This is a genomic window from Dinoroseobacter sp. S375, assembly GCF_049800775.1.
Lineage (GTDB): Bacteria > Pseudomonadota > Alphaproteobacteria > Rhodobacterales > Rhodobacteraceae > Dinoroseobacter.
Genome location: NZ_JBNAFR010000003.1, coordinates 166274 through 180029 on the forward strand (window position 1 = coordinate 166274; position 13756 = coordinate 180029).

The following is a 13756-nucleotide window of genomic DNA, read 5'->3' on the forward strand; positions in this document are numbered from 1 at the left end:
ATCAGTCCACATTGACCGGAACGGGGGTGGCGGGCACCAGCCTCCGCCCCTCGTCGAGCCAGCCATCGGTCCCCAGCCGGAACCAGTAGACCGCCCCATAGCCGAGATCCGAGATCCGCTGGGCGGCGTTCCAGCTCATCCAGCAATCGGCAATGCAGAAGACCACGATCGGGCGATCCGGTTGTCCGTCCATCGCCGCAGCCAGATTCGTCTCGAGATAGGCCTGCATGGTTGGGCTCAGCCGTCCGCGCCCTGTCTCAGGCAGCCAGAGCGCCCCGGGCAGGCTCAGCCGCTCCTTCGAGACCAGCCATGTCCCGTCCAGCTCGTCGAAACGCGATTGGGCTGCGCCGAACACATCCAGCACCAAGGCGCCTTCGGCGATCAGGGCCGCGGCGGAGTCCGTATCCACCAGCTGCGCAGGCGGCGGGATGTCCGAAGGGGTCGGCGCGCGCTGCCGCCCGATGCGATAACCGGTGTCCGGATCAAAGAGTTCGGGCCGCTTGTCCCGCGCCTCTGCATAGGTCGCGGCTTGGGCGGGGAGGGCGAGACACAGGGCAAGGCACAGCAGGATCCGAAGCATGGCCCAAACTAGACCGCCCGGGCTGGCAAAACCATGCTTCTGACAACTGAGTAAAAGAGTCGGAATTGACTTTCCCGACTAAACCTGTCAACTTTGAGTCCAACACCTCCAAACCCAAGAGCCCCGGCATGAAAATCGAAATGACAACAATCGCGGAAGGCCCTGTCCGGATCCCGGAAATAGATGTTCGCAAGATGCTGGGCGACGATCTGCGGGCCTATCTGCGCCTTGATGAGCAGATCTATACCCTCCGCATTACCCGCAATGGCAAGCTTATCCTCACCAAATAGGAGCAGACATGGCCAAAACCCCCAGCCCCTGCATCGATGTCTGCAAGTTCAAGCGGCAAGGTCATTGCATCGGGTGTTCGATGACGAAGGCTCAGAAGTCTCTGTTCAAGAGCCTCAAGAAGGACAGTCATCGGGAGGCCTTTGTGGCCATGCTCGTCCAGCAGCAGAAGATGCTTGGCAAGTACAAGCATTGGGCGCCGGTCTATATGCGGAAATGTCTCAAGAAAAAGGCCAAGCCCGTGCAGGCCGTGCGCGACGCAGCCTGAGGCCCCGTCGCGCCAGATCGTAAGAGTTCAGCGCAGATGCGCGCGCAGGAACCAGGCGAACTTCTCGTGGGTCTGACCGCGCGCGATGCAGAGATCCTCGGTCAGCGTATCGCCATGCTCGGCGGCCAGCTCGCCACAGCCCGCAAGAGTCGCGGCTAGGGTTTCCTGAGCGGATTTCATCGCTTCGATCATGGATTTCGCATCCCCGTGACCGTCATTCTCGGCGACTTTCGAGCGGGCGATCATCCCGGCCAGCGTGCCTTCGGCATGGGCGTCCAGCGCCTTGACTCGCTCGGCCAGATCATCCTGGGCCTGAAAGTGATCCTCGTAGATTTCCTGAAACAGAGCGTGCAGCGGGCCAAATGCCATGCCGGTCACGTTCCAGTGGAAGTTCTGCGCGAGCATCGTGGCGACAGCGGTCTCAGCAACGGACTGATTCAACGCGTCGGCAATCGCCATTTGCGCGTCTTGAGACAAGGCGGCGGCGGTTTGGGTCATGCTACCCTCCGTAAAATATTTCTGATTTTTGGCTGGCGTCGGGCTGGCTGTCACCCAAACTTAGACTTGTTATAAGTCTTGGCAAGCACCAAGCAGCATCCGAACTGCAACTCGGGCGGGTCGACACACGCGACGCGCGATCAGAAAGTGCAAGCTATCCCAATCGGTTGCATCGATCCGGTCCAGCATGCTTAAAATCCACGCCTCATCGAAGGACAGGCTGTCCTCTCCGAGCCGGTAAATGATGATCCGTCGGTCCAGCGCCTCGGGCAGACAGGCGGCGAGGCTTTCAAACGGATGTGCGCGGTGCCGATCGGTCAGGCAGGTCTGCTCCAGCGAGCAATAGGGCCGGAACCGGGTCTGCCGCGCTGCATCGCGGAGGGCCGTCAGCCGCGCGCGTCCTTTTTCCGACAATTGCGCCACAGGGCGCTCGGGCGCCTTGGCTGGGCGCAGATCGGCGGCAGGGGGAACAGCGTGCGGGGGCATTGCGACGATCTTTGTTCGAATCTAATCCCGAGTAGATTTATCGGAAATCAGCGTGTTTGGCAATGCGTCCGGGTAAAATTGTCAGGATTGCGTGTCACCTGGAAGTGTTAATCCCGCATTACGCGCATAGATCTTGGCCACCGCCGCATCATCCTCGGCTCCCAGCCCGGATCCGGCCGCTGCCATGAACTGCTGGAGCGCCGCCGCCGTAAGAGGGGCCGAGAATTTCGCCTCCGCCGCAATGTCGAGAACGATGCCCAGATCCTTGGGCCAGATATTGACCGAACTGCGCGGCGTGTAATCCCCATCGACGATATGCGGGGCCCTGTTCTCGAACATCCATGAAGAGCCGGCGCATTTCGAGATCACCTCGACGGTCTTGGCCGGATCGACCCCCTGGGTCATGCCAAAGGTCACGGCCTCGGCCATGGCCGCGATATGGGTGCCCGCCAGCATCTGGTTGATCGCCTTCATCGCCGAGCCCGCCCCGGGTTCCGGCCCCAGTCCAAAGACGGTCTCGGCCATGGCCTCCAACGCGGGACCGGCCCCGGTGAACGCCTCTGCGGATCCGGCGGCCATGATGCTCAACGCGCCCTGTGCGGCCTTGGCCGCGCCGCCCGAGATCGGCGCGTCGAGGTAGTGCAACCCGGCCTCAGCACAGCGCGCCGCCATGGCACGGGCAAAGCTCGGCGGGACCGTCGCGCAGGCGATCACGGTGCCACCGGGGCGCAGGCTTTGCGCCCAGCCGTCCGGGCCAAAGAGGACGGCTTCGGTTTGGGCTGCGTTCAGAACCGCGATGACCAACGAGTCGATGGCCTCGGGCCGTTCCGCCAGCCCGCCCTCGGTCTGAAACCGGGCCATGGGCGCGGGCGCGATATCCGCGCCATAGACCGCATGCCCGGCCCGCAGCAGCGATTGCGCCATGCCATAGCCCATGGAGCCCAACCCGATCAGCGCCATCGTTTCCGTCATATCCTAGTCCTTTCGAGCCCGCAGAGCGCGGATCAGCGGCAGGCTCAGCATGCCCGCCGCGGCGATGGTCAGGCCAAGCGCAATCGGGTGACCGGTGAAGAAGGCCGCGAAGCTGCCATCGGTGATGATCAGGCCCTGCCGCAGGCTGAGCTCCAGTGTCGGGCCCAGCACCATGCCGATGACCAGCGGCGCCATGGGATAGCCCTGCCGCCGCAGGATGAAACCGACAATCCCGGCCCCCGCCATGACCAGCAGGTCGAACGGGTTCCCCCGCACGAAGAACACGCCCACGGTGCAGAGCAACGTGATCACGATCAGCATATAGGCCTCGCGCATCCGTAGAAGCGGGGCCGCCATTTTCGACACCACCATCCCCAGCGGCAGCAGCATCAGGTTGATGACGAAGAACCCGGCAAAGATCGACGCCATGAGGACTGGGTTGTCCTCCATCAGGCGGATCCCCGGCGTCACCCCGTGCAGGGTCAGCGTGGCGAGCATCACCGCCGTGATCGCATCGCCGGGGATGCCGAGCGCCATTGTCGGCACCAGCGCGCCGCCGGTCACGGCGTTATTGGCGGATTCGGACGCGATCAGGCCGTCGGGTTCACCCTTGCCGAAATTGTCCTTGGTCGGGGCAGAGCGGCGCGCCTCGGCATAGGAGATAAACGCCGCCGTGGCCGCCCCGGTGCCGGGCAGGATGCCGACGCCATTGCCGATGGCCACGGATTTGACGAGCCCCCGGACCCGGCCCTTCCACTCGGCCAGCTTCGGCAGGACGATACCCTTGAAATCCACCAGCATCCCCGCCGGATCCGGGCCGGCGCTTGCCCGGATCAGCACCTCCGACAGGGCGAAGACCCCGATCACCACCGCCAGCAGGTTGAAGCCCGCGATCAGCTGGAACTGTCCAAAGGTGAACCGCGCCTCACCGGTGATCGGATCACCGCCGACCGTGGACAGGAAGATCCCCAGCATCCCCGCCATCAGGCCCTTCACAAGGCTCCCTTCGGAGACCGAGACGATGCAGGTCAGACCCAGCAGGATCAGGGCAAAGGTCTCGATGGGGCCGAAATTCAGGGCAAAAGCCGCGAGTTGCGGCGCGGCGAAGATCAGCACGACCGCCGAGACAAGCCCGCCCGTGACCGAGGCGATGGTCGCCCAGCCGAGCGCCTTGCCCGCCTCGCCCCGCTGGGCCATGGGAAACCCGTCGAGACAGGTCGCCGCCGATTGGGGCGTGCCCGGTGTATTGATCAGGATCGCCGAGATCGACCCGCCATAGACCGAGCCCGCATAGATCGCGAGCAAGAGCAGGATCGCCGGGGCCTGATCCATGGTCAGGGTAAAGGGCAGGATCATCGCCACGGCCACGGTGGACCCGATCCCCGGCAGCGCGCCGAGAATGATCCCCAACATGGTGCCGACGCTCAGCACCAGCAGGCCTTGCGGCGACAGAAGCAGGGCAAACGCCTGGGGCAGAAGCTCAACCATTCAGAGCCACCACAGGAACGGCGAGACCGGCAGCGGCATCGTCAGGATATGATTGAACAGCAGCACCAGACCGCCCGGCACCCCCAGCGCAATCCCGGCGAGCGCCAGCGGGTTGCGCACCTCCAGCACCCAGAGCATGCCGAAGGCCAGCGGTACGGAGCAGAGAAAGAAGCCCAGCTTGGGCAGCAGGATCACATAGGCGACAAAGGCCACCGAGATCGCCGCGACCGTGCCGAGCCGGATCGGCTTGGACGTCGGCTGCGCCATCACATCGCTCATCACGTTGAGCAGGGCGAGGGCCACCCACATCATCAGAACGATCCGGGGAAAGAACATCGGGCTGAACGCGCCGCCCAGATCCGCGAATTGCAGGCCAAAGGTGCTGAGCATGAGCCCCGCGCCAATCAGCAGCAATATCACTGAGACGACCGATCTTTCGGTCAGCATACGCGTCATCCCGCCCCTCCCCCGAGCAAGATAGGGCCGCGCCCGGGGTCTTGCCCGGGCGCAGCGGATGGGATGGTCTTAGAGACCCGCCGCCTCGATCAGGGCGCCGTTGGACTCGTATTGTGCCCGGAAGAACGCCTCGAACTCCTCGGAGCCGCGATAGTTGATCACGGTGGAGGTGTTGGTCGCGAACTCCTGGAAGCCGTCGGAATTCACCGCCGTCTCGCAGGCCGCTTCAAGCTTGGCGACAACCTCGGGCTCGACACCGGCGGGCGCAAAGAGGCCGCCCCACAGATAGAGCTCGTTCAGGGGGGGCTCGATCCCGGCCTCGGCGGCGGTGGGCACATCCGGGTAGTTCTCGAGACGCTCATCGTTGAACACCATCAGCGGGCGGAAATCGCCGCGCGACATCAGGATCTCGGTATCGCCGAAGAACTGGATCGTGCCCGCCGCCATGGCCTGCACTGCGGGGCCGGAGCCCTGGAAGGGCAGATGCTTGAGCTTGTCGAGCACACCCAGACCGGCAAAGCCCGCCACAGTGGTCAGGTGGGTCATCGCGCCCGGACCGGAGGAGCCATAGATCAATTTGCCCGGCTCCGCCTCGATGGCGGCAATCGCCTCTTCGATGGAGGTGTAGGGGCTGTCGGCGGTGGTGAAGAGCAGCGTCGGCGAGGCCGCGACCGAGCAGATCGGCGTCCAGCTGTCCACATCATAGGGGACGTCCTTGATCTGCGGCTGGATCGTCGAGACGGTGATCGAGAAATAGCCCAGCTGGTAGCCATCCGCCCGCTGACCGGCCAGCGCGCCTGCGGCCACGGTGCCGGAACCGCCCGCCATGTTCGACACAAAGGCGTCGCCGCCGATGGCTTCGGCGAAATGCGGAGCAAAGCCGCGCAGCAGCAGGTCCGTACCGCCACCCGCGTTGAACGGGGCAATCAGGTTGATGGGGCGCTGCGGAAAGTCATCGGCAAGTGCCGTTGTCCCGACCATGGCCACGGTCGCGCTCAGCAGCGCGGAGAGCGTCAATGTCTTCATGTCTTCCTCCCTGGTATCGCCTTTATTGCGATTGGTAACGTTGTCACGACATATGGTAACGTTGTCAATAACCCTGTTATAGGGCTATGCTGACCCGTATCCACCGATTGCAACTGGAGCTTGCCGTGCCCGATGGGGACTCTCGTCCGACGCTGAAACACGTGGCCGCCCGGGCGGGCGTCAGCCTGATCTCGGCGTCGCGGGTCATGCGGGGTGCTGCGCATGTCTCTGCCGATCTGCGCCAGAAGGTCGAGGCGGCTGCGAGCGAGCTGGGCTATAGCCGCAACCGGATCGCGGGGTCCTTGCGCGGGCAGTCGAGCGATCTGATCGCGGTGATCGTGCCTTCCATGTCCAACCATGTCTTCCCGCCCATCGTCGACGGGATCGATGCGGCCCTGCAGGGCAGTCGGTTCCGCCCGGTGCTCGGCATGACGGGATATGACATCGGGACCGAAGAGACGATCTTGCGCGACCTGCTCTCCTGGACCCCGTCGGCGGTCATCCTCAGCGGGGCGGAGCATACGGAGGGGACGCGCAAGCTTCTGATGCGCCATTCCGGTCCGGTGGTCGAGATGCTGGACACGGATATGGTGCCCATCGATCTGGCGGTCGGGATTTCCCAGCGCGCCGCGGGCGAGATGATGGCTACCCATCTGATCGCGCGCGGCTACCGGCGGATCGGCTTTGTCGGGGCCTGGGGCGGGCGCGACATGCGCGCGGCCAAGCGGCTTGCGGCGCTGGCGGCAACGATCGAGTCCAATGGCCTGCCGCCTCTGGTCCAGCATATCGCGACCGAGCCGTCCTCCTTGCCCGTTGGGGCCGAGGCGGTGGGCGTGCTGCGGGCCATGGCGCCGGATCTCGACGCGGTGGTCTTTGCCAATGACGATCTTGCGCTGGGGGCTCTGTTCGCCTGCCAGTCCGCCGGGCTGTCAGTGCCCGGGGATCTGGCGCTGGCCGGGTTCAATGGGCTCGACATGTGCCAGGTGATCGCGCCCCGGCTCACCACGATCCAGACCCCGCGATTCGAGATCGGGCGCACGGCGGGGCGGCTCCTGCTCGCCAATCTGGAGGGTGAGACGCGCCCGCCTCCGGCGACGCTGCCCCTGCGCCTGATCGAGGGCGAGACGACCTAGAGATAGGGCTCCAGCAGCGGTCGGATCGCGATCTCGGCCCTGAGCCGCGCCGCCAGCAGGAACATCCCCCCCATCTTGCGCTGCAGATAGAGCGCGTCCATGGGCGGGATCACCCAGAAATCCCGATCCTCTGCGAACTCCATGCCCGCTTCGCGCAACTCGCGCGCCAACGGGGTCGTGGCGAAATTGACGGGCGCATCGCTGCGCAAGGGCGTCATGGCCATGTCGACCATGTCGAGGATCGGCTCACGATGCTTCGGGGCGGTGCCCGGTTCGAGAAAACCGATCGCCTCCATCGCGGACCGGGTCGCGCTGCGATCGGCGCTGAGCCCGGCGCGCATCAGGTCGTGGTACTGGGCGACAAGCCCGGTGGCAAAAGCGCGCGACGCCCCGAAATCCAGCAACACGATCCGCCCGGTCGCGGGTTGATAGCGGTAATTGGCGAAGTTCGGATCGGTCTGCATCAGCCCGAACTCGAACAGCTCGCGCAGCATCAGCCGGATCAGCCCGGCCACGACCCGGTTCCGGGTCTCCGCATCAGCCTCGGTCAGGCTCTCGACCGCGACGCTCTCGACGAAGCTCATCCCCAGGATGTCGGGCGTGGTGAGGTCCGGATGCCCCTCTGGCACGAGGTAGTCGGGGTCCTTGTCCAGCAGCGCCCCGAACCGGGCGAGCATGTCGGCCTCGCGGGCGTAATCGGCCTCTTCATGGAGCTGGCGGCGGGCCTCTTCCATCAGCGGCGCGAGGTCGATCTCTTTCGGGACCAGCCCGGACACCCGCATCAGGCTCGCCACGTTGCGCACATCGCTGTCGATGCTGTCGCGGACGCCCGGATACTGGATCTTGAGCGCGACGTCCCGACCATCCTTCATCCGTGCGCGGTGCACCTGCCCGATGCTGGCCGCCGCCACGGGGCGCACGTCGAATTTCGCGAATTTCCGGCGATAGTCCGGGCCCCAGTTGCGCCGGAGCACCTGATCGAGCTGCTGCGGCGGCATGAAATGGGCGTCCGCGCGCAGATGTCCGAGGATCTCAGCCAGCTCCGGCGGAAGGAAATCCCCGCCCTCAAGGCTCAGAAGTTGGCCGACCTTCATCGCGGCCCCGCGCATCTGCGCGAGCTGTGCGGTGATCCGGGCGGCGTTCCCGGGGGTCAGCAGAAGCTCTTCGAATTTGGGGCGACGCCCGGTCAGAAGCTGCCGACCGCCCTGCACCGCCATGGAGCCTGCGACGCCCGCCGCCATCCCGCCAAGCCGCGCCATGCGCGACGCGCGGGAGTTGGGCACGGGCAAGCCGCGCGGTTCATGGACATATCTGGTCATGCAGGGCGAGCTAGGGCGCAGCCGCCGCCCCGCCAGCGGTTACTTCAGCTGCAGGCTGCTGACCCGCGCGGCAATCTTGCCATCGGTGTCGTCGCTATCGGCTGACACCCCGAGCCCGATCAGGACAGGGGCCTCTTCGCCAAAGGCCTTGCGGTAATCCGCGCGCAGATCGACATTCTCGGCAAATTGCCCGGTGCCCGGCCCGCGCTTGACGATGGTCACAAGCCCCGGGTGGTAGGGGCTGGGCAGTACGGCGTTTTTGGCGTGATCGCCCCCCCAGACATAGACCAGCGCCTTTGTGCCCGGCGCCTTGAGCAGCTTGCGTGCCGAGCTTGGATCGACCGTGGCGGCCGTGCCTTCGTCGGTGAACACGAAATACAGCGCGAGGTTGCGGTCATCGCCGCCCTTGCGCCGCAGATCCGTCGCGCCGACGCCCTCGGCCACGGCCCATTGCCAGGATGCCTTGCCCGCATCGCGCGACGTCTCGGGCACCGCCCGCCACAGCAGCGAGACTGTCCCGTCAGAGATCACGTCGAGGGACCCGCCCTTTTGCACGAAGTCATTTGTGAACAGGCGCAGGAACCCCTGCTCGCGCCATGACCCGTCAAAGGGCACAGGCTCGGCAAAGGCCGGGGTGGTCAGGGCAAGGGCGAGGGCGGTGAGTGTGGCACGGTAAGTCATGCCCCTGAGCTAGCGGGCCCACGGGCCTCGGGCAAATCAACGGCTCTCACGCCTGTGTGACGCTCTGTTGCAAAGCGCGGCTCAGCGCAGGCGGACCCAAAGGCTCGCCGCCACGATCAGGGTCGATCCGGCCAGCAGTGACAGGGTGGGCACCTCGTCAAAGACAAAGAACCCCACGGCGGTCGTCAGCACGAGGCTGAGATAGCCGAGAATGGCCAGCATCCCGGCCTCGCCCAGCTTGTGCGCGCGCAGGAAACAGAACTGCGCTGCTTGGGCGAAGGCGCCAATGGCCAGCAGGGCCGGCCAGTCGCCAGGGGCTACGGGGGTCCATTGAACTGCCGCAACCGGGGCCAGCACCAGCGATAGTCCGGCCGTGTAGAAGGTCATCAGCACGACCGTCGGCGCGGCCTTCAACCGCCGGGTTACGATCACCGCACCCGTGCCCGCCAGGATCGTCACTGCCAGCGCCCAGAGCGCGGGGTCATAGGCCACCGTGCCGGGCTGCAGCGCGATGGCGACACCGCAGAGGCAGACGAGCCCCGCGATCCACTGGCTGCGGCGGATCGGCTCGGCCAGCAGCATTGCGGCCATGGCCATCAGGACAAGTGGCCGGGTGAAGTTCATCGCCGTGAAAAGCGCGAAAGGCACCCGCGCGATTGCGTAGAAGGAACAGGTCAGCGCCAGCGCCGAGAGCCCCACGCGCAGCCCATGGAGCGGCAGGTTGGTGAGCGTGCGAAACGCCGCGCGGTCCCTCCAGATCCAGGGCAGCATCAGGATCAGCCCAACCCCGGCCCGGATCAGCACAAGCTGGGCAGCGGGGACCTCCAGCCCCATGGCCTTGACGATCGACAGCGCCCAGATGTTGAGCGCCATATCCGCCAGCAGCCATCCGCCGCCCCGGCGATTGCCCTCTGATCCCCGCGTTTGGCTGTCGCCGCTCACTCGGCCCGGGGCGCGGTGAGGTTCATCATCAACCGGAACGCACCGGGGGTCAGACGCTCCATCTGGTGGTGCAGGATCAGCGCGCAATGGACATGCCGCCCGGCGCCGATCTCGGCGGCCAGCAGCGCGCCGCGATGGGGGGCTTCACCCGGATCGGCCATCTCCAGAAGCGGGGTATAGGCCGTGTCCCAGGATTTGGCGAAATAGAGCCCGCGCTCCTTGTGCCAGCCTTCCCAATCCTTGGGGCCGATGCGGTTCGGATGGGTCAGGCAGGGGTGATCGGGGGCGAGGGCCGTGACCTCGGCCCGCTCATCCGTGACCCGCCAGCGCAGGGAGGGTTGCCCGATCTCCAGCGGGCGCGGCGCGGTTCGGGCGGCATCCCAGTTGTCCCATGGGCGGTGATAAAGCGTCAGCAATGTGCCGCCCTCTGCCACCCAGTCATGGATCGCCGGCAGGGCCTCGGTCAGCCCCTTCCGCATCCGGATCGCAAAAATCCCGATGACCAGCGTGTCGTAGCGGGCCAGGGCGTCGGCATCGCTCAACTCGCGGTCACTGAGCGCGGTGACATCCGCGCCGATCTGGCCGAGCCAATGGTCAACCCGGTCATTGCCTCCTCCGATATAGCCGATCCGTCCGGGATGCAGCGCGGCGTCGAGAACGCGGACCTGCACCTCCGCCGCGCCCGACAGAAGGCGGGGCGCCGTATGGTCGTGGACGATGAGTTGGCTTTCATGGGCCGGGGCCCCGTCGAGGGTCAGGGGCAGGCGGTACAGCCCCTCCGCCGGATCCTTGGGCAGGGTCACGCGCAGCCCGGTGGCCGTGGGCTCGGCCCGCCACCCCTCGGGCAGGGTGATCCCGGGCGTGGCCCCGGACGGACGGATCTCCCGCAGGGTCAGCTCGATCACCTCCGGCGGCGCGGCACGGTTCACCGCGATGCGCGTCTGATCACAGGACAGGCTCCGCGCGGGTTGGACGAGCGGCGGCGTCTCGAAGGGCAGGGAGGTCACGCTCTCGACCCCCAGCGCGCGCGTCACCACGCGCAGGGCGGGTGTGCTTGGCGCATCGGGCAGGAAAACCGGCGGATAGGCGTCCGAGGGCGCGGCCTCGGGCCCGGGGCCGATCGCACTGCCGGCCTGCACCCAGTCGGGGGGCAGCATCGGCATCACCTCGACCGAACCTGTCTCGGCAAAATGCTCCACCGTCAGCTCGGTGACCTCGCCCGGGGCCAGCACGGTGCGCGCCACATGGCCATGGATCTCGACCCCGGCAGCTGCGCGGATCAGGGTCGAAAGCTGTGCGATCTTGCGGGCGATCCGATGGGCGCTGCGCGGCGGGTTTCGGGCTTCGGCCGCCCGGCGCAGGGCCTGCAGGGCTGCGGTCGCCGCGGCGAGGATGTCGGCCGTATCGGGAAAGGCAGCTGCGGAGCGGGCGATCTGCGCCTCCGCCTCAGCCAGATCCACCTTTGCCGGGCTGTCCAGCGCGCTGAGCGCGGCGGGCAGACCGTCCGAAACCGCTGTGTCAGGGCCCGTGGTCCGCCGCCGGGCCAGGTGCAGGGGCAGATCGCGCCCTGCCCCGCGCGGGACCCAGCGGCCCATGGCTTGCGTCCGGTGGCAGGCGCGCGATTGCTGGCCGATCTGGGCATAGTCCCAGCCCGTGACCGGATCGCGCCCGGCGGCGGGCACGGTCATCGTGGCCGGAGGCGGCGGCAGATCATCGTCATAGGCCTGCCCCGCACCGGACCATCCGGGCAGATAGAGCTTCGCAATCTCCCATGGCGCGCCAAGCTCGGGGGCAAAGCCCGGATCGGCGGCCAGATCAAACGCTTCATGGGCGGCCTGTGTCATGGCCCGGTGATGGCCATGCTGGCCCGGCACATCGAGGAAGGTGGGGCAGAGGATATCCGGCTTCTCGGCGCGGATCACCTGTACCAGCCGGGTCAGCGTGCGGTCGCGGCCCCAATTGCGCAGGGTCTCTTCGCCGGATTTCGAGAAGCCGAAATCGAAGATCGCGTCGTCAGGGTGCTCGGACAGCCAATAGAGCCGCAGGGGCAGGATCTCGGCCGCGCGCTCCATCTCGGCGGTGCGCAGGGTGCCAAGCGCGGTGGTTGCCTCGGTCCCGATATCGTTCTGCCCGCCTTCGCCGCGATTGGCGCAGACATAGCTGAGCTCGATCCCGTCGCGCCAGCTCAGCGCGGCGAGCATGTCCGAGATCTCATCATCCGGGTGGGCGCCCGAATTCATGAAACTCACCGTTGTCTGCAGCGGGCGCAGGGCGCGCCACAGCGCGGTGATGCGGGGCGCGGCGCGTTGGGCGGCGATGCGGGTCTGGTCCGGGGTCGGCATGGCGACGGCTCCTCAGGCGGAGAGACTGAATTGCGGTGAGAGCGCGTTGCTGAGCACGAGGGCAGCGGCCCCGCGCGTGGCGGTGAGACGCCCGCAACTGCCCACTTGCAGACGCGGGTATTGCCGGTCCGGGCGGTGGGCGACCGAAACCTCCGGCAGGGTGATCCGCGCGACCATGGCCTCGACGATCTCTGCGGGCATGGCCCCGCCCAGCAGGATGGTTTCTGGGTCGAACAGGTTCTCGAGCAGGGGCAGGACCTGCGAGAGGGCCGCCGCCGCGCCGTCGATCCATCCCAGCAGCGCGGGCTGTCCATCGGCGAAGTGGCGCGCGAGCTGCTCGATGTCATCCCCGGGCAGGCCCGCGCGGGCCAGATGGCTCTGGACCGCGTTGCGGCTGGCGCAGTTTTCCAGAGTGCGGGGGCCGTCCGGGGTCATGACCGGGATCTGGCCGAGCTCGCCCGCATTGCCGAAGGCACCGGTAATGAGCTGCCCATGGGCGACGAGCCCGAGCCCCAGCCCGGACCCGAAATAGAGATAGCCAAAGGTTTGGACACCTTGGGCCAGCCCGCCCAGCCGCTCGGCCATGGCCGCCGCATTGGCGTCGTTCTGCACGAAGACGGGTCCGTCGAGGGCGGTTTCGAAAGCCTCCTGCACATTGATATCGGTCCAGCCGGTCAGGTCCGCCGACGCCCCGGACAGCCCGGTCGCGCCGAACGGGCCGGGCATCACGAGACCAGCCCCGAGGAGCTTGTGCTGCGCCTGCGGGCAGCTCGCCAGAAGCCGCTGTTTCAGGCTCTTTACAAGGGGCAGGATGGTCTCGGGCGCGGTATCGGTCAGGGACACCCGCTCGGTCGCCTGGATGGCACCGCCCAGATCGAGCAGGGCGCCGACGATGGCCGTCTGGCGCACTTCGATCCCGAGGGCGAACGCCCCGCCCGGGTTGATCTGGTACTGCATCGCCGGAAGGCCGCGCCCGACCGTGCGTGCGCCGCACGGCTCAAGCAGCCCGTCGGTTTCGAGATCGGCGATGATGTTGCTCACGGCTTGCGTGCTCAGCCCCGTGGACCGGGCGAGCGCGGCGCGGCCCATGGGGCCCGCGGCCTGGATCTGGCCGAGGATGACATGCCGGTTATGGCTGCGCGACCGGGGCGCATTGGCGCCGGGGGAGGGGGGGATCAGGGCCATGCCCTCAGGATTAAGTCAAATCAGTTGATAGCTCAAGTGACTTGACCTAAGCTCGCCCCCAGTGCGGGGCGCGCGCAAGCTGCGGGCCGGAA

Annotated in this window: 15 protein-coding genes; 3 read left to right on the forward strand and 12 right to left on the reverse strand. The window is 66.7% G+C overall.

Features of this window, described 5'->3' with window-relative positions:
- Window position 1: 1 nt before the first annotated feature.
- The gene (locus tag ACP150_RS08655) at window positions 2–580 is read right to left on the reverse strand and encodes a rhodanese-like domain-containing protein (RefSeq protein WP_424966193.1); all 579 of its coding nucleotides are present in this window, start codon (window positions 578–580) and stop codon (window positions 2–4) included.
- A gap of 128 nt (window positions 581–708) precedes the next feature.
- Here ACP150_RS08655 and hemP point away from each other — a divergent pair, with 128 nt between their 5' ends.
- Together hemP and ACP150_RS08665 are read left to right on the forward strand one after the other, a co-directional pair.
- Window positions 709–870 carry a hemin uptake protein HemP gene (gene hemP / locus ACP150_RS08660; RefSeq protein WP_424966194.1) on the forward strand — a complete coding sequence of 54 codons (162 nt, stop codon included), beginning with the start codon at window positions 709–711 and terminating at the stop codon, window positions 868–870.
- 8 nt (window positions 871–878) lie between these two features.
- Window positions 879–1136, forward strand: coding sequence for a DUF1289 domain-containing protein (locus tag ACP150_RS08665; protein WP_424966195.1), 258 nt, complete (start codon window positions 879–881; stop codon window positions 1134–1136).
- 27 nt (window positions 1137–1163) lie between these two features.
- Here ACP150_RS08665 and ACP150_RS08670 read toward each other — a convergent pair whose 3' ends face one another.
- The 6 genes from ACP150_RS08670 to ACP150_RS08695 form a co-directional block, all read right to left on the reverse strand.
- On the reverse strand, window positions 1164–1634 hold the full coding sequence (locus tag ACP150_RS08670) for a Dps family protein (RefSeq protein ID WP_424966196.1): 471 nt from the start codon (window positions 1632–1634) through the stop codon (window positions 1164–1166).
- A gap of 69 nt (window positions 1635–1703) precedes the next feature.
- Window positions 1704–2120 carry a hypothetical protein gene (locus tag ACP150_RS08675; protein ID WP_424966197.1) on the reverse strand — a complete coding sequence of 139 codons (417 nt, stop codon included), beginning with the start codon at window positions 2118–2120 and terminating at the stop codon, window positions 1704–1706.
- A gap of 81 nt (window positions 2121–2201) precedes the next feature.
- On the reverse strand, window positions 2202–3092 hold the full coding sequence (ltnD, locus tag ACP150_RS08680; RefSeq protein ID WP_424966198.1) for an L-threonate dehydrogenase: 891 nt from the start codon (window positions 3090–3092) through the stop codon (window positions 2202–2204).
- A 3-nt stretch (window positions 3093–3095) separates the two neighbouring features.
- Complete coding sequence (locus ACP150_RS08685; RefSeq protein WP_424966199.1) at window positions 3096–4580, reverse strand: tripartite tricarboxylate transporter permease; 1485 nt, start codon at window positions 4578–4580, stop codon at window positions 3096–3098.
- Window positions 4581–5036, reverse strand: a complete 456-nt coding sequence (locus ACP150_RS08690) for a tripartite tricarboxylate transporter TctB family protein (RefSeq protein WP_424966200.1) — start codon at window positions 5034–5036, stop codon at window positions 4581–4583.
- A 69-nt stretch (window positions 5037–5105) separates the two neighbouring features.
- Window positions 5106–6062, reverse strand: coding sequence for a Bug family tripartite tricarboxylate transporter substrate binding protein (locus tag ACP150_RS08695; RefSeq protein ID WP_424966201.1), 957 nt, complete (start codon window positions 6060–6062; stop codon window positions 5106–5108).
- Between the two features lie 86 nt (window positions 6063–6148).
- On the opposite strand from ACP150_RS08695, the gene ACP150_RS08700 reads away from it, so the two are divergent.
- Window positions 6149–7195: a LacI family DNA-binding transcriptional regulator gene (locus tag ACP150_RS08700; protein ID WP_424966202.1), complete on the forward strand. Its 1047-nt coding sequence runs from the start codon at window positions 6149–6151 to the stop codon at window positions 7193–7195.
- Here ACP150_RS08700 and ACP150_RS08705 read toward each other — a convergent pair.
- From ACP150_RS08705 to ACP150_RS08725, 5 genes are all read right to left on the reverse strand, one after another.
- The gene (locus ACP150_RS08705) at window positions 7192–8514 is read right to left on the reverse strand and encodes an ABC1 kinase family protein (RefSeq protein WP_424966203.1); all 1323 of its coding nucleotides are present in this window, start codon (window positions 8512–8514) and stop codon (window positions 7192–7194) included. The genes ACP150_RS08700 and ACP150_RS08705 overlap by 4 nt on opposite strands.
- 39 nt (window positions 8515–8553) lie before the next feature.
- The gene (locus tag ACP150_RS08710) at window positions 8554–9195 is read right to left on the reverse strand and encodes a DUF3047 domain-containing protein (protein WP_424966204.1); all 642 of its coding nucleotides are present in this window, start codon (window positions 9193–9195) and stop codon (window positions 8554–8556) included.
- Window positions 9196–9276: 81 nt separating this feature from the next.
- A complete protein-coding gene (locus ACP150_RS08715; protein WP_424966205.1) occupies window positions 9277–10137 on the reverse strand; it encodes a DMT family transporter in 861 nt (286 codons plus the stop codon).
- A complete protein-coding gene (locus tag ACP150_RS08720) occupies window positions 10134–12479 on the reverse strand; it encodes a PIG-L family deacetylase (protein WP_424966206.1) in 2346 nt (781 codons plus the stop codon). The genes ACP150_RS08715 and ACP150_RS08720 overlap by 4 nt, the downstream gene beginning before the upstream one ends.
- A 12-nt stretch (window positions 12480–12491) precedes the next feature.
- Window positions 12492–13664, reverse strand: a complete 1173-nt coding sequence (locus tag ACP150_RS08725; protein WP_424966207.1) for an ROK family transcriptional regulator — start codon at window positions 13662–13664, stop codon at window positions 12492–12494.
- Between the last annotated feature and the right edge of the window lie 92 nt (window positions 13665–13756).